Genomic DNA, 26,009 nt, shown 5'->3' on the forward strand with positions numbered 1-26,009 from the left:
TTGGACTCCGAAACGTATTGACTGAAAGCCTGGAGACTTCTGGATCACCCTGTCCAGGATTCGGGTGCAATAAACTGCAGTGTGTCAATTCCGGCGGCTTGTATGGCTGCTTTGATTGAGTCATGCACAACGATCGCATTAACAGATTCGGCGAGGCGGAACATCAGCGCATCGCCGATCGCCTCCTCGTTCAACCGTACACCGCCAAGCAGTTCGTTGCCGCCTTTGATGTATCCGCGCTGGGCTACGGTTGAAATTTTTCCGATCAGATTGAATGCGACATGCGTGTCCTGGCGAATTGAGCCATCTGGCATTTCGAAGACGAGAGGATAGGAATCAATATTGGACACGCTCCCTTTCGTTAGCGTTTCCAACAAGCGCTTGCTCATGATCGGTAAAGGGACCTGCCACATTTCGCCGATCACGCTGTTTGGGCGAGGCGCTACCGTCACGCGAACGGGAAGCGGAGGCGGTTCGTCGAATCGATCCGCAGACATCCAGTCCCGCAAGGGGTCAGGGTCTTCCGAAAAATCGTAGTCAAGCATGGCGAGATATCCGACTTCTGGATCCGGGCAATGCATCATGTAATACATGGTGGTTCCTATTGGTGATCCTACCGTGCCCCATCAATGTTTGTGCGGAAGGCTCCCCAGTAGATCATCCTACCCAGGTCTCTGGCGGCATGAAGGTTAGCGTGCTTATCCCCGTCGCCTCAATCACGGTTTTCACATCCTCGCTGACCAGGATCGCACTCACGGATTCGGCGAGCCGAAACATCTTTCCTCCTGCGACCTTCTCTGGGTCGATGATGAGGTGATCGATGTCCGCCGAAATAAGGCGATCAGTGGAGCCTGGTGCGTACCGTGTCCCCTGTGCGTCTGCCGCTGCAATGACGCCGATGATGTTAAATGCCAGATAGCCATCGATGATGTTCCCACTTTGCTTGTCTTCTAGCAGCACAGGGTAGGTGTCGAGGTTGCTTACGCCTGCGGCCAGCAGTGCTTTGTGCAAGCGCGCGGTCATCAGCGGGAGCGGGGTCTCCCACATTTCCGCGAGTACGCTTTGCTTATCCAGAATAACGCGGGCCCTGAGCGGTTCCTTCGGCTCGTCGTCAAAACGATCTCCCGTATTCCAGAATCTAAATGGATCGTCGTCACGGTATTCAATTCGTCCCAGATATGCGTTCGGTGGGTCAAAACACTTAAGCACGAAGTACATGTAACGAACTCCAGGATGCGAGGCCTAGCTTAGATTTTTGCCCAGGCTTTTCCGGCCGCGCGGGCAGTCATGTAGGCTTGACCCCATTTTGATGTGAATAGGTTCATTGCCCAGGTCGAGCCATTAACGAAGCCCTTCAATCGAGCCGATACGCCGTTGAGTCGGGCTACGAGGCCCGCAGGTGGTGGGTAGCCGATCTGAGACCATTTCGAGCGCGTCTTCTCGCATTCGCTGCACGGACACGCATCGGTTCGTTCCTCGTAATGTCGATACTTCTTCGCCAGTGCGGCGGCGATCGAATCGAGCTTCAGCTGGACTTCGCTACTGTAATTTCCGTGACGGTCATGGAATTGACCTGGAGCTCCCAGCATGGCTTGGCGGACATACTGCCACTTAGGAGTCGTCTCAGTCATCGATTCCGGGCTTCCGGTCAGGTATGCGGAGCCATCAGCGTCTTCTCCCGGAATATCTTCCTCTTCCAGATCCGGCTCGTCTGCGGTGCTCCACACCCTTAGCCCACCACGTCCCCCTCCGACTGCATACGAGCCAGGCAAGTAGACGCCGTTCTCGCTTCCATTGACGTTATACCCTACGTCCCGCCATAGCTTCCCCTTTACGGTGCCGCCTTTCACTGGCTCTGCCGTGTGCAGGTGAACCATGAAAGGCACGAGCCGGCTGTCCTTTAGCGCTTCTTGTGCGGGGATCAAATGATGGGCCGCGCAGCGCACAGGAAGTTTATGTATTTCGTCGTTGACGGAAATTGTCACCGGCCAGCTTGCCTTGACTTCCGCAGAAGCGCCGCGCAAGGAGCTTGGCGAATGAAATGAATGGGTTTCAATGTAGCGAGGGTTCTCTACCCGATCAGGTTTTGGTTTAGCCACCAGGTCGGTGCTTCGCTGACTCTTGAGTTGTTTTGCTAGCTCACTGCCCGATCCGATCAGTTCATTTTCTCCTGGATTAGACTCTGGCGGTGTTTCATGTGAGAAAGGGCACCCTGGCGAATCAGGGTCATCGATTATGCCGATTGCAATTGGTTCGCCAAATTGAGTCATTTTCTCACCCGCAAATATTCTTCTTGTTGTGCCACAGCGGGTCGCCCATTCTGCATACATTTTTTCCGTCAAGCATGACGTTGAATGAGTACATCAGGAATTCGCACTCCTGCTTGATCGTGCCGCTGATGACACCGCCCACCGATCCGGGTTCGTCGCCGGCGCTCATCATGTATTTGGCGCCCTTGACCATGACCATGTTGCCGTCGGCCTTCACGGTGCTGGTGCCTGAGCTGGTGTCGGACGACTTGCCTATGTTGGGATACGGGATCGGGATGGGCGGTGCGGGCGGCGCAGGGGTCTTGCACACGTCCGGGAAGACCATGCTCATTCCGCCGCTGCCTTTGTGCGCGAAACCTTGGATGTTATGGACAGTGCAGGGCATCTGGCGCTCCTGTTAGGTTATGCGGTGCCTTCAAATACGACAGCGGCGCGATCGGCGTGGTCGGATGAGGCGTAAACCAGGCATGGCGCGCGACGGTAGCCCTCGCTAACGCCATGGGCGGCCACGGCGGCGAGGGCAATTCCGTGCGCGGCACCGAGGTCGCCAAAGCACTCCGCGGGGTGTTCCATTTGCGTCTCATCACCGAACGCCTGAGCGTTGCGGATCCGGGCTACGCCGAACTCCCGTGCCCAGTAGCGCTCGCCATTGAAACTGCTGAACACGGTTTGAATCGGCGTGTCGGTTGCCGCTTGAGCCAGCACCTCGGAGACGGCGGCTGCGAGGCCTTCGCCGAGGTATGGCGCTTGAGCGTAAAGATTGCCCGGTTCCTGACCGCTTGCACTTCCGCTCAGCCGGACAAGCGCCTTTAGTCCGGTTCCTGTAATTGCCGTGTCCTTGGCCAGCAGGATGAAGCCTGCGCCTTCGGACGGCGTGAAGCCATCGCTGACGGTTTCGCCACGAATGCGTTGTTCCCGGTCCAGCGTGCCGAGAATGTAGAGGTCGTTCAGACTGTCGACACCGCCTACGAGCACGTAAGGGGATTGCCCACTCTCGATGATTCTGACTGCCTGACTCAGCGCCATCAACGCAGAAGCACGACCGCGCGGTGCGGCGACACTGGCTGACAGATCGAAGCAGGGGCCACTTTGCAAGGCCAGCCGCTGCAGAAAGCGAGCCGGCTCTATCGCAATCTGGGTGTGATGCTCGGGTAGGCCCAGCAGCAAGGGGGGCGGAGTGATTTGGGCCGGGATCGCACTGAGCGTGTCTGACAGTGCCGCGTGGGCCAGGCGTAGCATCCGGGCTTCTCGGGCCTGAATTGACTCGTTGGCCAGGGAGGGGGCGAGTGCAGGCAACCCAGACTCAGGGACCCGGCCCACAATGAAGGGCTCAAACCGCCGATCGAGCCAGCTGCATTCACGCAATCGAGGCATGCGTGCACGGGTCGCGGCGGCGGTTTCTCCTAGGCTCAAACCGACAGGAGTGACCAAGCCTGCGGCTACGACGACGCAGGTCATGGGTGCAGCGCCTTATCGTACGCGACCCTTAGGGTTCGCAGTTTCAACAGGCGTTTGTCGACGGCGAGTTCCGCCCGCCACACCATCTGCATCCGCCCGGTATCAGGTTCGAACAGTACGGTGTCGAGCAGGGGTTTGGACGCGATGTTCGCGCCGGCAAAGTCGAATTCGAGCTCGACGTCCGGCTCGGGAAGTGCGAAGGCCAGCGGCGTCGCGGCCACCCCACGCAGAACGACGTCCTCGCCGCCTTCGAGCCGCGATGGTGAGATCAATGCGGGTGGCGCAGCATGAAGAAATAGCGGGTTGAAATCGAATGGGAGATGGGGAGCACGAGTCTTTTGCCAAGCCTCGTCGTATGTGCCGGCATGGCGACTGCGGAACTGCCAAACGGGCGCCACCGGGGCGTATCCGACTGGCGCCGGGCGGTCCTGGGGAGTTGTAATCCGACACTCGGGTGATTCAATGCAGGGCAGTGGTCGACCTTCGAAGTCCGTTTCCCAACTGCCGATGAATCCCCTGCCGACTGGGTTTCGTGCTTCGACCTCCATCGGCTGATCCGGGTTGGGCGGGGTTGTTCCGCCGTACGCAAGTTCCCAGCGCAGTGGCATGCGGTCGAATGCTTTTGGATCAGTCGGGCGCCAGGATTTTCCGTCGCGCGTCCAGAAGCGTTCACCGCTGACGCGCAAGGTCTCGATTACCGGGCCAACCTGGAGCGTAACGTCCATGACGCCGACCGGGCCGCTGATCGATATCGCCCGCCCGATCAGCATGATGTCGGTTGTCGGCTTGAGCAAGGTAACGTCGCCTGCGGCGCGCAGTGAGGAGCTCGTTGGGTCGCCCCAGTACACATCGGCAGCGAGAAAGCCGGCTTGACGCGGCGACGGTACAGGTCGGCCGCTGGTCAGGTCATAAGTGATTTTCAGCGCGGCGTAGGCCGTTTCAACGCCCGATGGGGCGGGAAACACCGAGAGCACGGCAGGGAAGGGTGTGCGGTTGTCGACCTGAAGCATCGGCGTCAGTTGTTCGCGATCTTGGAGCCTTTTACGACGACATCGCCCGATGCCTTCACGCCAATCTTGCCGCTGCCCTGAATCGTGATGTCCTTGCCCTTGATGGTGATGGTGCCGTCTTTCTTCATGGTGATGCTGGCGGCACCGGTCTTGAGCGTGATCTCATCGGCTGCTTCAAGGTAATACTTCTTTCCGACCTGGCTCTTGGAGTCCTTGCCAACCGTCAGCGTCTGGTTCTCGCCAATGCTGACGGTTACGTTCTTGCCAACGGTCTGGCTCAGATCGGTGCCGATGTCGATGGTTTCGTTCTTGCCAACTGTGCGCTGCCGATTGGCCCCGACATCGTGGGACTCATCAACGCCGACTGTGATGCTTCGATTCTTCCCGATCGAAGTACTGGCGTTTTCGCCGACGTCCAGTGTGCGGTTCGTGCCGATCGTGATTGCTTCAACCTTGCCGACAGACTCGGTGCGATTGACGCCGATCGTGATCGTCTCATTGTTGTCGACGGTCTCGGTCCGGTCGTGTTTGACGTGGGTGGTTTCGTCGTTATCGATTGTCTTTCGGCGGTCATTACCGACCCGATGCGTCTCGTCGTGCTCGACTTCAATGTCCTGATTCTTTTCGGCGTGAATGAAGATTTGCTCCGAGCCTTTCTTGTCTTCGAAGCGGATCTCGTTGAAGCACTCCTTCTTGTCGTCCGGGCTGGCTTTGCTTGAGCGGGTTTTGATCCCGGTCTGCGTCATGTTTTCAGGTAGTGCGTAGGGGGGCATCTGTACGTCGTTGTAGACGCGGCCGGTGATGATCGGGCGATCCGGATCGCCTTCGAGAAACTCGACAATCACCTCTTGCCCGATCCGGGGGATGGCGATCATCCCCCATTTGTTTCCGGCCCAAGGGTGGGAAACACGGATCCAGCATGAGCTGTTCTGGTCGCCTTTGGTGTAACGATCCCAGTGAAACTTGACCTTCACGCGGCCGTACTTGTCGGTGTAAATCTCGTCGCCTGATGGCCCGACCACGATGGCCGTTTGTGGCCCCTGGACGAAAGGTTTGGGCGTGACACGTGCGGGATGGAATGGCTGGCGGCTCGGAATCGCGGTAATCGAAACCTCAAAGCGATCGCCATCAGCGTCAACGCTTTCATGGCCGGCGTGCTCGATCGCATAGCTGGCGGACAGAATCAGGTATTCGCGGTTCTGGTCGGCGCGCGGGTGCTCGGCCAACTTGAACAATGCCCCCGAGCCAAGACCACGAACATTCCCGCTGCCGCTGCAGACTTCGTGCTGGTGACGAAGTTCTTCAATGCGCACGCGCGCCAAACGCTCGCCTTCGCTACGCTCGTCGTATTCGCCGGGGTAATCGAAGACTTCGTGATTGGACTGCGCATGATTGCCGGGCAGAGTCCCGTCTTTCAACGCAAGCAGGTTGGCACGAGGTTTGGTGAAGTCGAAATCGGCTACGACGTAGCGCGAAGGCTGTATTTCGCGCGATAAGCGCCAAGCACGTAGTCCGCTTTGCGATTCGATGCCACGTTCGGAGTGCGGTACGAATTCAACGGTTTCGAACCTGGGGCTCGGCTGGTGGCCTGCATATGAATCGGTTACCACCATCTTGTGACGGCCACCGGTGTGCTTGAAGTAAAAGTAGATTCCTTCCTGCTCCATCAGGCGGCAAATAAATCCGAGGTCGGACTCTCGGTACTGCACGCAGTACTCGCGCGTCCGGTAGGTTTCAGAGAGCGAAAACTCTACGTCGGCGACTGCGTGGTCGGCGAACACCGCCTTGATGATCTCCGGCACGCTTTTCTGCTGGAAGATCTTGCAATCTGCCGTGCGCGACATCAGCCAAGCCCATGGTCGTACCGTGAGTTGATAACGGTGGAAGCGGCCTTCGATGCCAGTTTGAGCCATTGCGGTGACGAATCCGCTGAATTCCCGCGTGGTGCCTTCGTCAGTCCTCAACTTGACCGTGACTGTCTTTCCGATCAGATCATCCAACTCGAGCTGGTTTTTCGGTGACAGCACCGTGACCTGGTATTCGAACAGGCGACCAATTTCCTCATGGCCCTGCATGGAACGAAAGAGCAGATCGTGCTCAAGTGGTGAAACGATCTCGACAAAGCTCTCTAAGAACGCCATTGATTCCTCCCGGCGCGCGCGCGGCGCATCGGTCGTCGGTTAATCGATTGCTCGTTGATACGGCGTGACCAGAACTCCGACGCGGTCATGCGGCCGGCTTTCGTGCTGCCACGACGAACCCTTCAACAGGCTTGCCGTTTTCGGTTCGCAGCACTGCGTCTTCGATGGCAAGCCGTGCAAGCCCTGCCGCGCTCAGACAGGCTTCGATGTGGCTGCGGGTGTGGCTATAGCGGCCATGCGGATTGATTCTATGCCCTTCAAGCACAATTGAATCATCTGCTGCTTCGACACTGAACACCAGCAGGCCGCCGGGCCGGAGCGACGCGGCACTGGCGAGCAAGGGTTCGGCGAGGGATCCAAAGTAGCAGAGCGTGTCTGCCGACACGATCATGTCAAAACGGTCTGGGTTCGCCGCGATCCAGGTCGTCAGCTCGGCCTTGATCAGTTCGTCATAGCATTGCTTGCCACTTGCTTTCTGCAGCATGCCACTGGAGAGATCGACACCGACCAGATGCTTTGCCCACGATTTGAAGAGCGGGCCGCAGAGGCCGGTGCCACAGCCTGCATCCAGCATCGTCAATGTGGCCTCGGGCCGCGGCAGAAAACGCGCGGCGACTTCGGCGCAGAGTTCGGGTGCCTGGTACGAGAGCTTCTGTTGCAACTGCTGCTCGAAACTCTCAGCGAAGAGATCGAAAGTCCGCTCAACGTAATCGTCCGCAGCGCGGGCCGGCACGTTATCGCCACTGCAGGCGGCATACATGTGTTTGGCCGTGGGGTGCCCCGGCACTGTATCCATCCAGTGCCGGTACACCTCGGCTGCTTCCTTAAGCCGCCCTTGGGTGAAATAGAGCGCGCCAAGAAGGTGGTGACCATCCGCGTGCTGTGGCATCAGTGAGATGGCGCGGGTGTAGAAGCCGATGGCGTCGTCGCTGCGCCCAAGGCGGTTGCACAAGAGTCCGAGATTATTGATCGACTTGATGTGATTCGGTGCCATCTCTAGAGCGCGCAGGAGCACCGTTTCGGCTTCATCGAAGCGATCGAGCGCCCGATAAAGGGTGCCGAGGTTCGATAAGGTGTCCGGACTATCCGGACGCAAATCGAGGACCCGGCGGTAGTGTGATTCTGCTTCTTCCATCCGTCCCGCGAGAGCAAGGATGTTGCCCTGGTTGTTGTGAAAATCCGGGAAATCCGGCACCGCGCTGATTGCTTGGCCAATTAGTTCAATGGCCTCTTCGGTGCGACCGCGCTGATTCGCAAGGATCCCGAGAAAATGCAGCACATCCGGGTGCTCAGGTGCCGACTCAAGAATACGTCGGTACAAAGCCTCGGCGGCGTCGTATCGCCGATCCTGATGGAGCGCTACCGCGTATCTGAGGGCTTCGTCGATCGTTATCTCTGTATCAGCGTGGGCGACAGCGGGCGAAGGATTGCAGTTTTCGATGCTCACTAAGAGATGACTCCATTGGCAAGCAGTAGTCATGGAGCCCATCGGTGGATACGACGGGCTGGGGTTGCAGTGCGACTACCGTACAGTCCAAGTCGGTGCACAGTGGTCCGATCGGCGTTCCGTGGGGCTGGCAATTTCGCCAAGCTTAGGTCGTCAAAAGGAGCCATCCGGAGAATCGACCGCTCGCGCCGTTTGGGTTGTAGCTTGGAACCGTATTGATTTCGCTGAATCCGTAGTCGCTCCATGGGTCGCAGATCACCGCAGACTCGCCATTCATGCCGTCGACGACAACGAAGTGTGCCCCCCCCGGAATGCCCGGTGAGCCGGCCCATTCAATGTGCGCGATGACCGGTTTTGAGATCGACGCCGAACGCAGTGCAGGCTTTACGTCTGTGAAATACTGGCTTTCACAGGGTACACACATCTTCTTGAGCATGATTTCCATGTTGAACATTGCTGTGCCGCCATGCTCGGAGTAGGCACCGGTACCAGCGCGGAAGGCCCCCTGATCGAAGCACGCCGAATAAGCGCGCAGACTTGTTTCGTCCAACAAGAGATTGCGACAACGTGCGACGACCATCGCGACTGAGGCGATCCCGCATGACATGTCTCTTTGTTGAACCGCCAGCACATGTGTTTTGCCTTTTGAGCAGGTGACGTTGCGATACATGTTGCCTACTTCGATGTATGCTTTTTTTGAGCCTTTCCAGCTAAAAAAATTCGGCATGGTCTTCTCCTAAGGTTATGTTGTATCGCGGGCGATCGGCAGCTTGCTGAGTTTGGTCCTGGTCCGCCATGCAATGTCACGTCACGTTATCGGGTGCACAAAGCGACCTCCATGGTCCGTATGACGGGCTTTGTGAATCCGCGTGTCGTCTTACATGCACATATGAGACTCTCTAGAACACGTACTTGAAATTTCCATCCGCGGTCTCGACCAATACGCGTTCAATTGGTTGACCTTCCATCATTCGCGTCAGGAACACGCGGCTGATATCCGGCAGCATGGTATTGGTCAGGATTGCGTCGATCATTCGGCCACCGGACTCGCTCTCGGTGCAGCGTGAAACAACCAGCTTGATGACGTCTTCGCCATACTCGAATGGGATCTTGTAGCGAGCCTCGACACGCTTCTTGATGCGGTTGAGTTGCAGCTTCACGATCTTGCCGAGCATTTCGTCGGAGAGCGGGTAGTACGGAATCGTCACCAGGCGGCCGAGCAGCGCAGGCGGGAAGATCTTGAGCAAGGGTTCGCGCAGGGCTTTGGCGAGTCCCTCAGGATCGGGCAGCAGCTCCGGGTCGCGGCACATGCCGGCGATCATCTCGGTGCCGGCGTTTGTCGTCAGCAGGATCAGTGTGTTCTTGAAGTCGATGAAGCGGCCTTCGCCGTCTTCCATGAAGCCTTTGTCGAACACCTGGAAGAAGATCTCATGCACATCCGGGTGGGCTTTCTCTACTTCGTCTAGCAGCACGACCGAGTAGGGCTTACGACGCACCGCTTCGGTCAGCACGCCGCCTTCCCCGTAGCCCACGTAGCCCGGTGGCGCGCCCTTGAGCGTAGAGACGGTGTGGGCCTCCTGATACTCGCTCATGTTGATGATGATCAGGTTCTGCTCGCCGCCGTAGAGCGCCTCGGCCAGCGCAAGCGCCGTCTCCGTCTTGCCGACGCCGGATGTACCGGCAAGCATGAATACCCCGATTGGCTTCTGCGGATTGTCGAGTCCGGCGCGTGAAGTCTGGATGCGTTTGGCGATCATTTCCATCGCGTGATCCTGGCCGATGACGCGCTCGCCCAGCGTCTTCGCGAGGTTCAGTACGGTTTCCACTTCATTGCGCGCCATGCGGCCGACCGGAATGCCCGTCCAGTCACCCACCACGCTGGCAACCGCCTGGTAGTCCACCGTGGGCAGAATCAAGGGGGTTTCGCCCTGCAGCGTTGTTAGCTGCGCTTGCACGGCCTTGAGCGCTTCGAGTTGGGCAACACGTTCTGCTTCTTTTGCTGCCGCATCGTCGGTTGCGGGGGCGGCGGCTTCTGCTACGGCCTCGGCGGCCGCCTCCAGCTTGCTGCCGGTGCCTTCCACCGGCTTGATGCCAGCGCGGAGCTTTGCGCGCAGATCGAGCATTTGCCCCACCAGCTCGCGTTCGGCCGTCCAGCGCGTATCCAGCTCGGCGAGGCGCTCGCGTTCATGTGCGAGTAGCTCGTTGGCTTCGACTTCGCGTTGTCCGATGTCGATACCGATGGCTTTTTCGCGGCCAATGATTCCGAGCTCGGTTTCCAGCGCTTCGATTCGCTTGCGGCTGTCGTCGACCTCGGCGGGCACAGCATGCAGGCTCACCGCCACCCGTGCGCAGGCCGTATCGAGCAGGCTGACCGATTTGTCTGGCAGTTGCCGTGCGGGGATGTAGCGGTGCGAGAGCTTCACCGCCGCTTCGAGCGCTTCGTCGAGGATCTGCACCTTGTGGTGTTGTTCCATGGTCGAGGCGACGCCGCGCATCATCAGGATCGCCTTGGGCTCGTCCGGTTCGTCCACCTGGACGGTCTGGAAGCGGCGGGTGAGGGCGGGGTCTTTCTCGATGTGTTTCTTGTATTCGGCGAAGGTGGTGGCGCCGATGGTGCGCAGGGTGCCGCGGGCCAGGGCGGGCTTGAGCAGGTTGGCCGCGTCACCGGTGCCGGCGGCGCCCCCCGCGCCAACCAGGGTATGGGTTTCATCGATGAACAGGATGATCGGCTTGGGGCTGGCCTGTACTTCTTCGATCACCGAACGCAGGCGTTGCTCGAACTCGCCCTTCATGCTTGCGCCAGCCTGGAGCAGGCCAACGTCCAGCGAACGCAATTCAACATCCTTGAGGCTGGGCGGGACGTCGCCGCGTGCGATGCGTTGCGCGAATCCTTCGACGACGGCTGTCTTCCCGACTCCGGCCTCGCCGACCAGAATGGGGTTGTTCTGCCGGCGCCGCATCAGGATGTCGACCACCTGACGAATTTCGTCGTCGCGGCCGACGATCGGGTCCATCTTGCCGCCCCGTGCCTGTTCGGTTAGATCAACGGTGAACTTCTTGAGGGCTTCCTGCTTGCCCATGGCGGCCGGGGCGATGGCGCCGCTGGCTTCACCCGGTGCGCCGCTGCCATCCGATGCGATTGCGCCGTCTTCAGGCGAACCGCCAACGATCTTGGCGAAATCGTCGCTGAGGGTGTCGGGCTTGATCCGGTCAAACTGTTTCGAGATGCTCGACAGCGCGTTGCGCAGGCTCGGCGTCTTGATCGCGCCCAGCACCAGATAGCCGGTGCGGACCTGGGTGTCCTTGTAGAGCAGTGATCCATACACCCAGCCGCGTTCCACGGCGTTTTCGACATGCTCTGAAAGATCAGAGATGGCAGTTGATCCGCGGGGAAGGCGGTCGAGTGCGGCGGTGATGTCGCCGGCCAGCTTTCCACTGTCAAGCTCGAAGTGGCGCACGATGCGATGCAGATCCGAGTCCGGGTTCTGCAGGATCTGTGCGATCCAGTGCACCAGCTCGACATAGGGGTTTCCGCGCAATTTGCAGAACACGGTGGCACCCTCAATGGCCTTGTAACCGAGGCTGTTGAGCTTGCCGAAGAGTGCAACGCGACTGATTTCGCTCATGGGTGTCTCACTGTGTTGTCGGGTTGGTAAGTGCTTGCTGGGGGGGGGGGCTGAAGCTTTGCCGGGCGCCTGATCACCCGTTCGACATCGAGCAAGAGCTCACTAGCGTCGTTGGCGTGGGCGCGCTGCCCGAGCCAGCTGGTCAGCCCCAGCCGTGCCTGCTTGTCGAGTTTCAGTTTTGGAATGTCAGCACGGCGCAAGGTGATGCGCGCATCCCAGGAGAGTTCGTCGCCGACGTAGTTGCGCACGCAGGCCGACAACTTCTTGATGCCTTGGGTGCCGGGCAACAGTGCCTGGTATTGCGCCAACGAAAGCGGGCCGATGTGCAGGCGAAACTTGTGCTGGCGATCCCACACTCGCTTGCCTGCGAGGGCGTTGCTCCCGAGGCTCGCGGCGCTGCGGCCCAGTTGAGTGCGATCGCGCAGTTCAGTTGGCATCCAGTGACCGACAAATTGTTCAACGCTCGCTGGAGCGCGAAATGCGCCACTGACAAACTGCGCAAGGCCTTCGGCGTTCCGCACCTGGCGGCTGAGCAAACCGGCGTGATGCAACTTGGTGAAATCGGGCAGCGCATCGCGTTCACGCAGGCTCGGCATGCCGAGGCCGAAGAGCGCACCCAGGTGATAACTGAAGCGGTCTTCCTGGGGCCGGTCCAGGCTGACGGTGGGTTGCGCTTGCGCCCACGCGCGGTAGAAGAGCGTTAGCAGTCGATGATGGAAGATGTCGGCGAAGCGCGCGAAGGTCGGGTCGCCGGCATTCATGAGGCGGCCGCGGGCATACTCGGTCAGGTGCAGCGGCAGCGGGCCGTTGGGGCCAAATAGACCAAAGAAGCGCACTTCAAGTCGAGGGGCCACGCTGTTCGCGGGCCGGACAAGCGCCGAAAGACTTGCCGGTGCGAAGGACATGGCCGGCTCTTGCCCCAGACGCACAGCCTCATCGGTGGGTTTGAGCGCCCGACCCCAGCGTGGCTGCTCAGGATGAAGGCATTCCAGTCGCCGCAGCGCCTGGTAGAAGTCGTGCTTCCACGGCTCGCGCGAGATCGCATCGAGCAGGGCGTCGCGACTGGTCTGCCTTATAGCGTCGGCCGCAGCCCGCATCGTGGTCTCCAGTGCATGATCTGCCCGCGCGAGATCGATCTCAGTACGGTTTCTGTGAAGCTGTTCAGGCTCACATGCCGCGCGAAAAAGCGCTCAAGCACAGCGCCGAGCAAGAAGGCACTGCCGCCCTCAAACGCTAGTTCATCGACATCGAGTGTGATCTGAATGCCCCGGCCGAAACACAATGGGCCGGGCATGGGCAGGCGCGTCACGACGGGGCGCGCTTCGATCGAGCGCAGACCTTCAATCTGGCGTCGCATGCCCGCGTCCGACGTGCTTGCATAAAGTTCGAACATCTCGCGCAGGGCGGCTGCGCCGCTTTGCTTGTCGCTATCGAGCAAGGAAAGATAGTTCAGGGACAAGTGGCTGACGAGCTTCCAGGCCGAGGCGCCGTCCGCAATCGCCGCGTAGGGTTTGCATGGCCCTTTGATGGCCTTGATCGACTCGACTGGCGCCGAAATGTCGAGCGAAAAGTCGCTGCGGGTCAGCCCGAGCGGCATCAGGATCGGAAGGTCGCGGTTGGTGCACAACGCGCGCAGCGACAACTGCCGCAGATCGGGCCGGTAGGGTGCCTCCTGCGGATCGACAAGCGAGATGAAGACTTCGCTTCCGATATAGCTGGAGCGTGCGCCAACGCGCTTCTGCTTTTCCGAGTAGAGGCGCGGTTCGCGTCGCAGGGTATAGAAGCCGTGGGGGCGGGTCTCGGAGGCCAGATACTCGGCGTAGAAGGGCTCGAAAGCTTGCTCGCTATCGGGGCCGGTGCCGTGGCCGGTGACTTCGGTGAGGTCATAAACCTCGAAATCCATTGGGCGCGTGCGGTCAACGATGACCTGAAACTCGTGATTCGCATCGTCGATGTGAATGCGGTCAGTGCGGCGTGCAAACAGGTTGATCGCCGGGGTGCAATGCAGCGCGAAGTTAGCCGGTTCAACGACGCTCTCGAGTACGGCGTCGCCGCGCGAAAACAGCAGGATGATCTCGATTTCGGAACCGTCGTGGCGCGAGAAGGCGGGGCGGAGCCCGTCGATGTCGAAGAACAGGTAGCGCTGAGGAAACGAGAAATACTCCTGCAGCAGCCGATAGCCCCCAAAAGCCCGCGTTGCGGTAGGGAGTAGCGCCTCCTCGTCACCGAAGCCTGCAAGGGCGATCTTTTCTGGTGCGATGAACTCGTGCCAGACGTCGGTTTGCCCGGCGGGGGTGACAACCGCGCCAAGACACGCCGCCCCGACATATTCGTGCAGGCGGTACGCCACTTCGTCGGCACCGGCCAGGAAGAACCGGAGCCGCTCTGCGGCAATCTGCTTGAAGTTCAGGCCAGCGGTTGCGCGCAGGCGAAGGCGAACGCCACCCTTGACGCGCACACCCGGCGCCAACCTTGGCAAGGGGACGTCTGGCGCGAAGGAGAAATAGCGCGCTTGCGCTACTTCCAGCGGCCATAGGGTCACGTCTTGCGCGGTGGTGAATTCGCACGCCGACACATCGCTCTTGGTGACTGTGCTTTGCAGCGCCGTGCCGCGCGGAATGCGCACGCCGGCGCCCAGGTTCGGATCGCCAAGCACTGGTTGCAACTGGGCCACCAGCATTGCGGGGGTCGGCGCGAGGTAGTGCGGGTAGAGCATCTCCAGCAAACGCTGGGTGAAACGTGGGAACTCGGCGTCAATCTTCAACTGCACACGCGACGCGAGGAAGGCGAAACCTTCCATCAGCCGTTCGACATACGGATCAGTAACTTCGATGCCGTCGATACCAAGCCGCCCGGCAATCTTCGGGAACTGCTGCGCGAACTCAGCCCCCATCTCGCGAAGGTGGCGAAGTTCATCGTTGTAGTAGCGAAGCAGTCGTGGATCCATGGGGTGTCAGGCGTTGGCGTCGGCGAGTTCTACCTGGCCGGTTTCGAGGTCAACCTCGGTGCGCAAGAGCAATTCGAGCGGCACTGGCTGGGCCCACAGTTGCGCCGAAATCTTCACACTGACCACGTTGTGCCAGTTCAGCACGCTGTCTTGCGTGATGGCTTCAACGTTGAGCGTCTCAGCCAGAATCCGCGGCTCAAACCGCAAGATCGCTTCACGGATTGCGCGTTCCAGGTCCCCGACATCCAGCGTCGAAGCTGTCTCCCCCGAGAATGCCGGCAAGCCGAAATTGATCACCGATCGTTCGACTTCGGGATAGGCGCTCAGGTCTTCGGTGGCGGCGAGTCGGGTAGCGTTCATGATCCAGCCGAGGTCGCGCAGCACTGCAGCCCGTAGTTGGCTCTTTGTCAGCACGCGACGTTCGCGGGTCTCGACCTGCACGCTAGGCTCGTCGTCGGTCAAACGATCGAGAAGCGCGGGTTGAAGTCGATCCAGCGGGGTGAGTTCGACCATGCTTACCCGGCCACCGGGGCGGCATTGAAGCGGATTTCGCGGATGCCCATCAGCGGGAGGTCTCCCGCATCGGTCGTGAGAACGCGTTGGCCCGATCCGTGATAGCTGCCATCGCCGACTTCAGTCCATTCGGTCTTGCGCGCAAGCCGAATCAGCGAGTCGCCACTGCTTTCAGAACCGGGATAGCGTGTCGGAATCACGCCGACGGCCTCGCCACCGTTGGTGAACTCGAAGTGAGCCGGCATCCAGACCAGATCGCGCAAGTCTTCCGGGGCTTCAATGGACAATCGGGTCAGCGCCGAGAAGGGCACGAAATAGTACTTGCCATTAATGACCGCCTCGCATACCGGGCCTAGCCGCATGTCGGCATCCGCAATCCACGCAAAGGGCTGCTCGTCAATCGTTCCGCTTGTTGCGGGGGCTTCTTCAAATGCGCGTTCGCGCAGCGAGGCGGCTTGTGCGGTATTGCCCTGACCACGGTTGAGCAGCGATTCGATCAGCAGTGCCAGCCATTGCTCGGGCATGCCAAAAATCAGCGGCGATCGCCGTCCTGCGAACACATCGGCGCGCAAGGCCTCGCAACGCAGCGCCTCGCGGTACATCTGAGCCATTGCCAGTGACGAAGCGTCAAGCTCGGCGGCGACATTGAGCTGATTGAGGGCGCGATCCCACTGGCCCTGAACCGACAGCAACTGGAACAGGAATATGCGCAGCTTGGCATCGGCCGGGTTGGCACGGACGCCGTCCTGAAGGAACTTGAGGGCGCTGTCGGGATCCGCGTCTCGAATGGCTTGTTCTGCGGCGGCTACCGGATTCATTGGAAGTCCTTGTCGGGATTCAGCTTCGGTTAGTCGGGCTGGACGTCGGTTTCAAAAATCATCGCGCCGCGTGATCCGCCGGTTTTTGTCTGCGGTTGGTATTGGACCGAGATCTTCTGGAAGCCAATCCGCACAATTTCAGATAGAACGGCGCCTTCGTTATTCAAGGACCCAAGATGCTGGTGGGTAATGCGTGCTTTTTCTAGGGTGATGGTGAAGTAGTCGAGCGGGTCGACACCACCGGCCTTGCGAACCGACAAAGTCAGTTTCTTGATTATTTCGTTGTTACGCAGTGCAGCCATCAGTGCAGTGCTCGCCGAATCGACACGTTTGATAAGCTCAAGCTCCTGCAGCGATGTGCGGCCGGAGCGCTGACTCAGCGCTTCCTGTGATGCGTCCATGCCCCATGACCATCCAAGGATATTGATTTCGTCTGGGTGTTTGGGGTCGATTGACTCTCCTCTGATCAGGCCTTGCCGTGTGCCTTCAATTTTGACAAACATGTCACTCTGGGACATCTAAACGGCACTCCAAACTATGGTATTGATTGAGGTCTCTCTGCTACTTGGGCACCTTTTCTGACGGCGCCCAAGTCTGAGTTTCGTCTGCGAATCACTTAACCGCGTTTGCGGGTACGTTCCATGTCAAGGTCTTTGGACCGCCGTCTTTACCGCCCTTTGCATTCTGTGGCTGGTACTCAAACTTAACTTTCGCGAAATTTAGCGTCACGTTTTCCGTAAGTCTGTCTTCGCCGCCGCTCCCGCCCGTAGATACAGAGGTAACGAGTACTTCTTCAAGCGTGATTTTGATGTATTCCAGCGGCGTATCACCTGCTTTGCGCACAACGAGCGTCGCTTGATCAAGGTGGCTACCTTTGCAGCACGCCAACATCAATGCGTTGGACGAGGCGTCAACATACTTTGTGAGAGAAAGGTCTTGGACGCTAACTTTTCCGGAGCCACCTCCTCCGCCAACGTGTGTTGTACCAGATTGAGACATACCCCAGCTCCAAGCAAGGATGTCTATTTCCTTCTTGTGCGTACTGTCATTCGACTCTCCATCGATGGTGGAAATCTTGATGAACATATCAACGGCCATGGTGTCTCTCCTAGGTAAATTGAATGATGATTGCGCTCTTCGGGAGCGATTGGGTTTGCGAAGGCCCATCCCCCGACATTATCGGGCTCTGCAAACTGATACAGCTCAGCGACTGGTTAGAGCCCAGTTCAACCAGCGCATATGGATTAAGTCCGGAGAAGGCTGGTACCACGATTACGCCGCCTTTTGCGAGGGAAGCTTGGATACCAATCGAAGAGATACTGTCAGGCCTTCGAGTTGATAGTGTGGTCGCAAGAAGAACTTTGAGGCGTAGTAGCCAGGGTTGCCCTCAACCTCTTCAACCCTAACTTCTGCTGCAGCAAGGGGGCGTCTAGCTTTCGTGTCATCAGAAGAATGAGCAGGGTCGCCGTCAACGTAATTCATGATCCAATCTTGCAACCAGCGCTCCATATCATTACGCTCTTTGAACGAGCCGACTTTGTCGCGCACGATGCACTTGAGGTAGTGGGCAAAACGGCAGCATGCGAACAGGTAGGGCAGGCGTGCAGCCAAGTTTGCATTCGCCGTCGCATCCGGATCGTCATACTCGGCGGGCTTCTGCAGCGATTGCGCGCCGATGAAAGCGGCGAAGTCGGAATTCTTGCGGTGGATGAGTGGCATGAAGCCGCATTTCGCCAACTCGGCTTCACGGCGATCGCTGATGGCGATTTCGGTCGGGCACTTCATGTCGACGCCGCCGTCGTCGGTCGGGAAGCTATGCACGGGCAGTCCCTCAACCGCGCCGCCCGACTCAATGCCACGGATGCGTGAGCACCAGCCGAATTCCTTGAACGAGCGATTGATGTTCACAGCCATGGCGTAGGCTGAGTTCGCCCAGGTGTATTTGCTGTGATCTGCTGCGCCGGTGTCTTCTTCGAAGTTGAAGGCCTCGACAGGGCTCGTCTTGGCGCCGTATGGCAAGCGGGCAAGAAAGCGCGGCATGGCAAGGCCAATGTATCGCGCGTCGTCAGAGTCGCGCAGTGAACGCCATGCGGCGTACTCGGGTGTTGAGAAGATCTTGGTCAGATCGCGCGGATTGGCCAGTTCCTGCCAGGATCCCATCTGCATCACGGTCGGCGAAACGCCTGAAATGAAGGGGGCGTGAGCCGAGGCCGCTACCTTTGCCATTTCTCCGAGCAGTTCGACATCCGGTGCGCTTTGATCGAAGTGATAGTCACCTACCAGGCAACCGAAAGGTTCGCCGCCGAACTGGCCGTACTCTTCCTCATAGACCTTCTTGAAGAGCGGGCTTTGATCCCATGCGGTGCCCTTGTAGCGCTTGAGCGTCTTGCCGAGCTCCGCCTTGGACATGTTCATCACGCGGATCTTGAGTTGCTCGTCGGTCTCAGTGTTGTTGACCAGGTAGTGCAAACCACGCCACGCGCCCTCAAGCTTCTGAAAGTCCTCGCTGTGCATGATCAGGTTGATCTGCTCGGAGAGCTTGCGGTCGAGTTCGGCAATCATCGACTCGATCGACTTGATGACGTCAGAGCCGATTAACTGGGTCTGCGATAGCGCTTGCTGTGCCAGTGTCTGAACGGCACGGCTGACCGCGTCGCGCGCTTCGTCGGTCTTGGGTTTGAACTCGCGTTGCAGCAGTGATGAAAAGTCGCCGCCTTCGGCAACGGTACTGGCAGCTTGCGATTCAGTCTGCATCTGCGGATCGGCCATTCGGTGTTCCTCCGGCTAAGATCGATTGAATGGAAGTTGAGCGGCGCTTAAGCGCCAGCCTCGTCGGCGGGTTTGGGTGCGGCGGCCAGCGTCTGCAGCAGGGCGGGGTCGCTGAGTACCTGCGAGATCAACTCCTCTGCGCCGGTCTTGCCATCCATGTACGTAATCAGGTTTGAGAGCTGCTGACGCGCTTCAAGCAGTTTGTTCAATGCGTCCACCTTGCGTGCAACAGCAGCGGGCGAAAAGTCGTCCATGCTCTCGAAAGTAAGCTCTACGTTCAGGTTGCCTTCGCCGGTGAGCGTGTTGGGTACTGCGAATGCCACGCGTGGCTTCATCGACTTGAGGCGGCTGTCAAAGTTGTCGACGTCAATCTCGAGAAACTTGCGGTCGGCGACCGGCGCCAGCGGTTCGGCCGGCTTGCCTGAGAGATCCGCCAGTACGCCCATGACGAAAGGCAGTTGCACCTTCTTTTCGGCGCCATAAAGCTCGACGTCGTATTCGATCTGTACCCGCGGTGCACGATTTCGTGCGATGAACTTCTGGCTGCTGTCTGCCATGTTGGCCTCCGGTCGGTTTGGGTGTTGCGGTTCCCTGTGCGGGTCGCGTGGGTCTTTATTCCTCTTCCAGCTTTGCTCCAACAACCTTTTCAGCCTGCGGCAGACCGTCAGGCGCGAGATCGTTCAGCAATTCAAGGAAGTTCATATTCATCATTCGTTGCGCGCGTCGCAACACCAGTTGCACCGGATTGCTCGGTTCGGTCCGCGAAAGGTACTCGCAGACCTTTTCAAGGGTCGTGACGACGTCTTCACGAGAGCGGATTTCCCCTGGACGCGATACGACGACGGTGCCGCCTGAAATCCCGGTGGGTTCGGCTGCTACTTCGCCGGGTTCGTCGGCCGATGGTGCCGCTTGCGGGGCGATGCGATCGAGCAACTGCCGCACCGAATAAAGCGTGGCCTGTATTGGTTTTAGATCAATCGATTGAGCGCCGCCAACCTTGTCGCTCACAAAGGCTTCAATGGCCTTGATCGTGTCGAAAGTGGCGCGCACGCGGGCCGGTAATTCGGGGTCTTCTGCAATGCCCCTGCTGAGCATGCCGGTAATCTGGGTCTCGCTCAGCGAGGTATCAGGGCGGGCAGGCAGGCGCCCGGCGAGGACTTCGATGTCTCGCACGGTCACCGCCCCCGCTTGCCGCGTTCTCACCAGCCAGGCTTCGCGGATGTCTCCCAGCACGGCTTCGGGGGCAACGAGCGGCGCAAGCGCGTTCACCCGCATGGTGGGGTCGTTGTCGTCGTCTGCATCAAGTTCGGGGTGGAGCGCGTCCCAGTATTGCTCAAGCAGGGCCTTGATGAGGCTGACGCCCTCGGCAAATCCGGAAAAGCCGCTGGTGTGTGTCGATGCGCGAAGAAGGTGAATCGCGATACGCAGATCCTTGCTGCGAGACAGCAAGGCGCTGGCGAGTCGATTGACCTGCGGCCAGTCTGGTCCGCTGCCTTCGATGCGCTTTACGCCGGAGCCATCGTCGGTTCCGAACTCCTGGTCAGGCTGCGCGCGGGCGGCTTCTTCGAGTTCAAGGAATGCGGCGTCGTACTCGAGATTCGGGCCGCACGGCGAGCTGTCTGAAACCGGCTTCAGGAAACCTTCAAGATCCACGATACCCCCTCAGGAATTGCATTCAATCGTACGACGTAAATGCAGCGGTGCATTGTGCACATTTATACGACGGGCGACTACTTGCATGACAGCGACTGTGCGTCAGGTGTGCAGGCCTCGACCCGTGCGGCCCCTTCAGTATCAGTGGTAGCGGCTCGGGCTGGACCCACTTCAACGATGAGCTTCTTGCGCACGCGCGGAGCAACGTCCTCTCGGTGCGGGGCAAGTGCGACTTGCACGCAAGCCAGCGAGCTGGGATCCGGCTCACATACATCAGGGCGTGCTGCCCCCTCGGCGTCGTTCGTAGCAGGGCGTCCGGGACCGACTTCAGAGATCACCCCGGCACGCAGGCGGCGGGTGACGTTCTCCGTACGAACCGCTTCGTCGATCTTCAGCCGCCGCGCTTCTTCGCCGACTGCCGATACGGCGGTCAGCGCGCCGACCAGATTGGCAGCTTGTGGCAGCGCGCCGTTGTAGTAGATCTGGATTTCGGTTGGGACGTTGGTGCCGTCATAGAACGGAATGACTTGGGTTGTACCGCCGGCGAATACGGCAAAGTCCGGCCTGAACGCGCCTTTGGGGTTCAGGGTGACAAAGCCGCCGCGGGAGCCATCGCCGACCCGCAGGCGGATCCAGTCGTTTGGCGCTGGCGTCCCGAAGCCTTGGGTGTCGAGCGCTGTTGGCAAGATGTCGAAAACCACGCCAGGCAGCGAGGTGGGGACGCCCTGAGCATCGACGTAAGGTGTGCGCGCGCTGATCAGCCCATCGGGGCCGGTATCAAGCCGCGCGCTTGTCAGTTTGATGGCATCACCGAGCACACCCGATGCCGGTGCTTGCGTTCCGGTTACCGGGCTGCCTGCGATGTGAAGTTGGCTTGAACTCAGTCTGACGAAGCCGACCGGTGTGCTTGCGGCGGTCGAGTCGAAGCGTGACGGTCCGCTAGCGCTGCCGCTCACCGCAGAAATACCACCTTGAATATCGTTAAGGGCGCTAGCGAGGTTGAGCGAACCGCCGCCGGGGGCACGCAGCCACAACAGGCTGTTTGCTGCAGTGGAAACCTTGCTGTTCGCCGATTGCTCAATCACTGCGCTGAGCTCTGGCAGGGTTGCGGCGCCAAACCGATACAGATCGAGCCCGGCCGTCTTGATTGCGGCGTTCAGTTCGGGATCGCTGTAGCTGGCGAGTACCGTCGACGTCGCATCGCTGACTAGCCCGAGCTGGCCGCCATTGAGAACAAGGTTTCCTGTCAGGCTAAGCACGCCGCCCGCCCGAATCTCACCGCCGTTGGCCAAGCGAACATCGCGCAGCACGATCGCGCCAGTGCTGAATAGTTTGGCCGACCCGGCATCCATCGTGACGGCGGTCTCGTTGCCCGTCAGCGTATTGCCAGCGTTCTGCGCGTCAATACTGCCGCCGGCAACGAGCGATAAGGCGCCGGTGTTCACAAGCACATCATTGATCCTGATGTCTCCAGTGACCCGGATGTTTGGCTCGCCACTTGACGTGATGAAGTCCAGACGGGTCGTTTCGCCTGCCTGACCGGTGACGTCGGTGCCCAATGCGCCAAGTGCACCGTCAACGCCGATGGCGCCGGAAAACTGCGTGATCCCAGCGGTGTTTACCTCGAGGCTTGACGCGTTTGCGCTATTGATGCGGTTGGAGAACGCGATGGCTTGGCCCGAAATGCTGCTCAGGCTTACATCTTTGCCAATCCACATCGGGCCTTGCCAGTCCTGGGCACCAATGGTTTTGACGGTTCCGGCGTTGAGATCGATTCTTGCCGCGGAGGTTGAGAGACTTGTAGGCGCTTCGGTGCTACCGACCGCCCCCGCGAGCGTTGCGGTATCGCTGGCGTTGATGGCGAGTTTGTGCGCGCCGTCAACGGTAGCGTCGAACGTAACCGTTTTTCCGAGCACGGATGTGTCGCCGGCCAGCAGCAACGCTCCTGTGGTTGAAATCGTGCCGGCATCGGAGGCGAGGGAGCCGGACAGCGTGGTCGAGCCGGAGAAAGTCTGATTACCTACAGTGTGAGCGCCATGAAGAATCGACGGGCCGCTGACGCTAAGGCTCGCAAGCGCCGTCGTGCCACCAATCGATTTGGCAAAGGTGGTCCCGCCATTACTCTGCACGGAAAGCGCGCCGGGGCCATCGACCGTATCTTCAAAGCGGACTGTTCCCGAGCCTGCGCTGACCGACGAGTTGCTCGCGATCACCACCGGGCCGTTCAGCGCAAACGGGCCGTTCTGGGTGACGTATGTTCCCCCTAGAGTTACTGCACCGTTGAGGGTGATGCCGCCGTTTGCTCTGACGTTTGCCAGCTTTGCTGGGCCTGACACCGTGAGGCTTGTCAGCGCGTTGGTCGCGCCCACCTTGTCCATGAATTGGCTTGCACTTGTACTGGTGGTGGTCAGTGCGTGGGCACCGTCCACCCGTGCAGCGAAGGTGATGCTTCCATTCCCGGTGGCGACGCGGGTATCGCTGACCAAGATACTCGGCCCGGAGGCAAGAAAAGCGCCACCGGCGGTGTCGTAGTGTCCGGCCAGAACACTGGAACCATCCAGAGTGATCGTGCCGGTGGTCGAGATGTTTCCAGCTTGCGTAGCGCCACTGACGTAAACGCTGCTGAGGCGGGTGGTAGCGCCGAGGGCTCCGGCAAATTCAGTGCCTGCATCGGACTTCGTCACGATTGCATGCGCGCCGTCGACCGCGCCTGCTAATCGGATTTTCCCGGTACTGGCGATGAAGGTTGTGTCACCGTTCAGCAGACTGCTTCCGGTGACCTCAATATTGCCGTTGCTGGTGGTGTAGGTGCCACTCAGCGTTGTCGTAGCAGCAATCAGGAGCGGCCCGCCGGCGCTGACGCCCTTCAGATCGGCGGTCGTTCCAGAGATGCCCACTGCGCCTGAGCTGACGATCGGGCTCGTACTGACAAAGCCCGAGCTGACATTGTTCAGAGACGCCAGTGGCGTGTTGGTCCCCACGCCGCCCAGCATCGATACGTCCGCAGACGAACTGACGACAAGGTGAAACGCACCATCGACCGACCCTGCGAAAAGAACGTCCCCGCTGCCTGCATTGATGTTGGTGTCGTGTGTGAGCGCAGCGGCGCCACTGGCCTGGAATTGCCCCCCGCCTGTGCTGTACTCCCCGCCAATCAGAGTGGGGCCATCAAGCTTGATCGCGCCGCCCGCCGTGGTTATGCCGTTGACTTGGCTGGGGCCAGAGACTTCAACCGACTGAAGCGCTGTCGTGGCGCCAACCCGCGCGCCAAGTCGGGTACCCGCCGCGGAGAGGGTTGTAAGCGCGTAGGGTCCGTCGATCGTATCCAGAAACTGGATTGGCGCCGAACCTGTTTCGATCTTGGTATTGCGGGAAAGCACGGTCGGCCCAGTCACACTGAATGCGTTGTTGGCTGTCGTAATGGTCCCGCCCAAGGTGCTGCGTCCGACGACCGAGAACGGGCCGCCCAGCGTCGCGCCGAAGACTGTGACGCCGCTGCTGCCTGCACTTGAGAGGGAAAGCGCGTGCGGACCTACGACGGTACCGGCAAACGCAATGTCTCCGGTTCCGGTATCGATGGTGGTATTGCCAGCGAGCAAGGTGCTCGCATTGGCGAGGAAATTGCCGCCTCCCGTTGCGTAGCTTCCGCTCAAGGTGCTTGGGCCATTGAGTGTGATCGCGCCCGTGGTGTTGATGCCTGCGGCACTGCTGGGGCCTGTCAGAGTGAGCGAGCTCAATCGGGCCGACGCGCCGATCTGACCGCCAACCGAGATCCCTCCGTTACTTGACGCAGTGAGCGCGTGCACGCCGTCGACCGTGCCTGCGAAGTGGATCGGGCCTGCACCAGCGCCAATCACTGTATCGCCGGCCAGGATGGTCGCCCCGTTGGCCGTGAAGCTGCCGCCACCTGTGGCATAGGTGCCGGCAAAGGTAGCGGTGTCGAAAGTCATCGATCCGGTGGTGCTTGCGCCACGGATGATCGCCGGTCCGCGAACCTGCAGGCTGTTCAAGGCGTTCGTTCCGCCAACGGCTGCGATGAAGCTGGTGCCATTGCTCGAGCTGGTTTGCAGCGCATGATGGCCGTCGACCGTCGCGCCAAACGCGATTGCACCCGATCCGGTGGAAACGCTTGTGTTGCCGACAAGCTCCGCCGCACCGCTGAGGATGAATGGCGAGTTGGACGTGCTGAAGCTGCCCGCCAGATTCGCCGGGCCCGTCAGGGTGATACCCGAATTGGCCGAAATGCCATGCACGGAAATGGCGGACGCGGTAATCGACACCGAGCCGCTCACGGCGATTGAGTTTGTGGCGTTGAACGTGCCGCCGTTGGTGCTTAGCGAAGCGAGCGGCGTCGTGCTCCCCAGGGGAGCCAAAAAGCTCGTCGTACCAGCACTGTTGGTGCTTAGCGCAAAGGCGCCGTCAAGCGTGTTGTTGAAGCTGATCGACCCGCTGCCGGTGCTGATCGAGGTCGCGCCGACGAGAACGCTTGGGCCATCTGTATTGAAGTCTCCGCCTGCAGAGATCAAGCTGCCTGCAAGGACTACTGGGCCGCCGATTCCGATTGCCCCGGTTGTTGTGACGCTTCCCAGGCTGACGGTGCCACTGCCGGCGGTCGTGAGGCTTGCAAGCGGCGTGGTACCACCGACTGCGCCGAGGAAAGTCTTGTTGGCGTTGCCGCTGACGGTGAGCGAGAAAGCGCCGTCGATGGTGCTCTGGAAGCTCAGGTCAGAGGTTGCGGTCAGCCAAACCGGGCCGAGCAGGTTGATGCAGGGCACTGATCCACCGGCAGAGAAACTACCCGTCAGGTTGTCGCATCCGCTGCCGCTTGAAGCAAAGCCGAATCCGCCATCGGCGAAGGTTCCGGATAGCACGACGCTACCGCCCGTGCTCTTCAAGAAGGTCGGCTGCTCCAAAATAACGTTGTGGTACGACTGGGTCCCGCTGGTCGTCACGCTTGGGGATGACGGATAGTTCGCGCCTGCAATCGCGAATGTGGTCGACCCGGCCGGGTCGGCGCTCAGGCTGCTTAGCGGCGTGTTCGACCCAATCGCTCCGGCAAAGCGAGCCGTGCCGGCGTGCTGCAGGGTGAGCGCATGCGCGCCATCGACTTTTCCTGCCAGGGTGATGTTTCCGCTGCCGACATTGATTATCGTGTCGGCCGCCAGGCTCATATTGCCGGTAGCGGTGAAGGCGCCACCGTTGGTGGCATAAGTGCCATCAAGCGTACTTGGGCCACTCAGTGAGATCGCTGCGCCGGCATCAATGCCCTTTGTCGCGATACTGGTTCCAGCCACGCTGACCGCGCCATTGGTCTTGATGGTCGAGGCTGCGCTGAAGGCGCCACTATTGACGTTGAG

General features: G+C 59.8%; 22 protein-coding genes. 2 read left to right on the forward strand and 20 right to left on the reverse strand.

Features of this window, described 5'->3' with window-relative positions; translation table 11 throughout:
• Positions 1-44: 44 nt before the first annotated feature.
• The 20 genes from OPU71_RS10780 to OPU71_RS10875 form a co-directional block, all read right to left on the reverse strand.
• Positions 45-593 carry a hypothetical protein gene (locus OPU71_RS10780; RefSeq protein WP_267727968.1) on the reverse strand — a complete coding sequence of 183 codons (549 nt, stop codon included), beginning with the start codon at positions 591-593 and terminating at the stop codon, positions 45-47.
• 64 nt (positions 594-657) lie between these two features.
• The gene (locus tag OPU71_RS10785; protein ID WP_267727969.1) at positions 658-1,218 is read right to left on the reverse strand and encodes an imm11 family protein; all 561 of its coding nucleotides are present in this window, start codon (positions 1,216-1,218) and stop codon (positions 658-660) included.
• Between the two features lie 29 nt (positions 1,219-1,247).
• Positions 1,248-2,270 carry an AHH domain-containing protein gene (locus OPU71_RS10790; protein ID WP_267727970.1) on the reverse strand — a complete coding sequence of 341 codons (1,023 nt, stop codon included), beginning with the start codon at positions 2,268-2,270 and terminating at the stop codon, positions 1,248-1,250.
• A gap of 4 nt (positions 2,271-2,274) precedes the next feature.
• Positions 2,275-2,655, reverse strand: coding sequence for a DUF4150 domain-containing protein (locus OPU71_RS10795; protein WP_267727971.1), 381 nt, complete (start codon positions 2,653-2,655; stop codon positions 2,275-2,277).
• 17 nt (positions 2,656-2,672) lie between these two features.
• Positions 2,673-3,728 (reverse strand): beta-ketoacyl synthase N-terminal-like domain-containing protein, encoded by a 1,056-nt coding sequence (locus OPU71_RS10800; protein ID WP_267727972.1) that lies wholly within the window; start codon positions 3,726-3,728, stop codon positions 2,673-2,675.
• On the reverse strand, positions 3,725-4,738 hold the full coding sequence (locus tag OPU71_RS10805) for a DUF2169 family type VI secretion system accessory protein (protein WP_267727973.1): 1,014 nt from the start codon (positions 4,736-4,738) through the stop codon (positions 3,725-3,727). The genes OPU71_RS10800 and OPU71_RS10805 overlap by 4 nt, the downstream gene beginning before the upstream one ends.
• Positions 4,739-4,743: 5 nt before the next feature.
• Positions 4,744-6,879, reverse strand: coding sequence for a type VI secretion system Vgr family protein (locus OPU71_RS10810; RefSeq protein ID WP_267727974.1), 2,136 nt, complete (start codon positions 6,877-6,879; stop codon positions 4,744-4,746).
• 85 nt (positions 6,880-6,964) lie between these two features.
• Complete coding sequence (locus tag OPU71_RS10815) at positions 6,965-8,326, reverse strand: tetratricopeptide repeat protein (RefSeq protein WP_267727975.1); 1,362 nt, start codon at positions 8,324-8,326, stop codon at positions 6,965-6,967.
• A 145-nt stretch (positions 8,327-8,471) separates the two neighbouring features.
• Entirely contained in the window at positions 8,472-9,053 is a 582-nt protein-coding gene (locus OPU71_RS10820; protein WP_267727976.1) for a papain-like cysteine protease family protein, read from the reverse strand.
• A gap of 172 nt (positions 9,054-9,225) precedes the next feature.
• Entirely contained in the window at positions 9,226-11,952 is a 2,727-nt protein-coding gene (gene tssH, locus OPU71_RS10825) for a type VI secretion system ATPase TssH (protein ID WP_267727977.1), read from the reverse strand.
• Positions 11,949-13,049: a type VI secretion system baseplate subunit TssG gene (gene tssG, locus OPU71_RS10830; RefSeq protein WP_267727978.1), complete on the reverse strand. Its 1,101-nt coding sequence runs from the start codon at positions 13,047-13,049 to the stop codon at positions 11,949-11,951. Before tssG ends, tssH begins: the two co-directional genes overlap by 4 nt.
• Positions 13,025-14,899, reverse strand: coding sequence for a type VI secretion system baseplate subunit TssF (tssF, locus tag OPU71_RS10835; protein ID WP_267727979.1), 1,875 nt, complete (start codon positions 14,897-14,899; stop codon positions 13,025-13,027). Before tssF ends, tssG begins: the two co-directional genes overlap by 25 nt.
• A 6-nt stretch (positions 14,900-14,905) precedes the next feature.
• Positions 14,906-15,412, reverse strand: coding sequence for a type VI secretion system baseplate subunit TssE (gene tssE, locus OPU71_RS10840; RefSeq protein WP_267727980.1), 507 nt, complete (start codon positions 15,410-15,412; stop codon positions 14,906-14,908).
• 2 nt (positions 15,413-15,414) lie between these two features.
• On the reverse strand, positions 15,415-16,230 hold the full coding sequence (locus OPU71_RS10845; RefSeq protein ID WP_267727981.1) for a type VI secretion system accessory protein TagJ: 816 nt from the start codon (positions 16,228-16,230) through the stop codon (positions 15,415-15,417).
• Between the two features lie 29 nt (positions 16,231-16,259).
• The gene (locus OPU71_RS10850; RefSeq protein WP_267727982.1) at positions 16,260-16,733 is read right to left on the reverse strand and encodes an Hcp family type VI secretion system effector; all 474 of its coding nucleotides are present in this window, start codon (positions 16,731-16,733) and stop codon (positions 16,260-16,262) included.
• Positions 16,734-16,842: 109 nt separating this feature from the next.
• Positions 16,843-17,328 (reverse strand): Hcp family type VI secretion system effector, encoded by a 486-nt coding sequence (locus OPU71_RS10855; RefSeq protein ID WP_267727983.1) that lies wholly within the window; start codon positions 17,326-17,328, stop codon positions 16,843-16,845.
• Between the two features lie 174 nt (positions 17,329-17,502).
• Complete coding sequence (gene tssC, locus OPU71_RS10860; protein ID WP_267727984.1) at positions 17,503-18,999, reverse strand: type VI secretion system contractile sheath large subunit; 1,497 nt, start codon at positions 18,997-18,999, stop codon at positions 17,503-17,505.
• 47 nt (positions 19,000-19,046) lie between these two features.
• On the reverse strand, positions 19,047-19,556 hold the full coding sequence (gene tssB, locus OPU71_RS10865) for a type VI secretion system contractile sheath small subunit (RefSeq protein WP_267727985.1): 510 nt from the start codon (positions 19,554-19,556) through the stop codon (positions 19,047-19,049).
• A gap of 55 nt (positions 19,557-19,611) precedes the next feature.
• Complete coding sequence (gene tssA / locus OPU71_RS10870) at positions 19,612-20,652, reverse strand: type VI secretion system protein TssA (protein ID WP_267727986.1); 1,041 nt, start codon at positions 20,650-20,652, stop codon at positions 19,612-19,614.
• Between the two features lie 77 nt (positions 20,653-20,729).
• Positions 20,730-23,645 (reverse strand): beta strand repeat-containing protein, encoded by a 2,916-nt coding sequence (locus tag OPU71_RS10875; protein ID WP_267727987.1) that lies wholly within the window; start codon positions 23,643-23,645, stop codon positions 20,730-20,732.
• Between the two features lie 1,183 nt (positions 23,646-24,828).
• On the opposite strand from OPU71_RS10875, the gene OPU71_RS10880 reads away from it, so the two are divergent.
• Entirely contained in the window at positions 24,829-25,623 is a 795-nt protein-coding gene (locus tag OPU71_RS10880; protein WP_267727988.1) for a hypothetical protein, read from the forward strand.
• 122 nt (positions 25,624-25,745) lie between these two features.
• Entirely contained in the window at positions 25,746-25,895 is a 150-nt protein-coding gene (locus OPU71_RS10885; protein ID WP_267727989.1) for a hypothetical protein, read from the forward strand.
• The last annotated feature ends 114 nt before the right edge of the window (positions 25,896-26,009 follow it).

The sequence above is a fragment of the Niveibacterium sp. 24ML genome (assembly GCF_026586805.1).
Classification (GTDB): Bacteria; Pseudomonadota; Gammaproteobacteria; order Burkholderiales; family Rhodocyclaceae; genus Niveibacterium.

Bases quoted from the DNA above. Each gene is read 5' to 3' on its own strand.
- tssC (WP_267727984.1), bottom strand. From the start codon at position 18,999: ATGGCCGATCCGCAGATGCAGACTGAATCGCAAGCTGCCAGTACCGTT.
- tssF (WP_267727979.1), bottom strand. From the start codon at position 14,899: ATGGATCCACGACTGCTTCGCTACTACAACGATGAACTTCGCCACCTT.
- tssB (WP_267727985.1), bottom strand. From the start codon at position 19,556: ATGGCAGACAGCAGCCAGAAGTTCATCGCACGAAATCGTGCACCGCGG.
- tssE (WP_267727980.1), bottom strand. From the start codon at position 15,412: ATGGTCGAACTCACCCCGCTGGATCGACTTCAACCCGCGCTTCTCGAT.
- OPU71_RS10855 (WP_267727983.1), bottom strand. From the start codon at position 17,328: ATGGCCGTTGATATGTTCATCAAGATTTCCACCATCGATGGAGAGTCG.
- OPU71_RS10780 (WP_267727968.1), bottom strand. From the start codon at position 593: ATGTATTACATGATGCATTGCCCGGATCCAGAAGTCGGATATCTCGCC.
- OPU71_RS10795 (WP_267727971.1), bottom strand. From the start codon at position 2,655: ATGCCCTGCACTGTCCATAACATCCAAGGTTTCGCGCACAAAGGCAGC.
- OPU71_RS10885 (WP_267727989.1), top strand. From the start codon at position 25,746: ATGCGCGCCATCGACTTTTCCTGCCAGGGTGATGTTTCCGCTGCCGAC.
- tssG (WP_267727978.1), bottom strand. From the start codon at position 13,049: ATGCGGGCTGCGGCCGACGCTATAAGGCAGACCAGTCGCGACGCCCTG.
- OPU71_RS10850 (WP_267727982.1), bottom strand. From the start codon at position 16,733: ATGTTTGTCAAAATTGAAGGCACACGGCAAGGCCTGATCAGAGGAGAG.
- OPU71_RS10820 (WP_267727976.1), bottom strand. From the start codon at position 9,053: ATGCCGAATTTTTTTAGCTGGAAAGGCTCAAAAAAAGCATACATCGAA.
- OPU71_RS10805 (WP_267727973.1), bottom strand. From the start codon at position 4,738: ATGCTTCAGGTCGACAACCGCACACCCTTCCCTGCCGTGCTCTCGGTG.
- OPU71_RS10800 (WP_267727972.1), bottom strand. From the start codon at position 3,728: ATGACCTGCGTCGTCGTAGCCGCAGGCTTGGTCACTCCTGTCGGTTTG.
- tssH (WP_267727977.1), bottom strand. From the start codon at position 11,952: ATGAGCGAAATCAGTCGCGTTGCACTCTTCGGCAAGCTCAACAGCCTC.
- OPU71_RS10810 (WP_267727974.1), bottom strand. From the start codon at position 6,879: ATGGCGTTCTTAGAGAGCTTTGTCGAGATCGTTTCACCACTTGAGCAC.
- OPU71_RS10875 (WP_267727987.1), bottom strand. From the start codon at position 23,645: ATGCTGGGCGGCGTGGGGACCAACACGCCACTGGCGTCTCTGAACAAT.
- OPU71_RS10790 (WP_267727970.1), bottom strand. From the start codon at position 2,270: ATGACTCAATTTGGCGAACCAATTGCAATCGGCATAATCGATGACCCT.
- OPU71_RS10785 (WP_267727969.1), bottom strand. From the start codon at position 1,218: ATGTACTTCGTGCTTAAGTGTTTTGACCCACCGAACGCATATCTGGGA.
- OPU71_RS10845 (WP_267727981.1), bottom strand. From the start codon at position 16,230: ATGAATCCGGTAGCCGCCGCAGAACAAGCCATTCGAGACGCGGATCCC.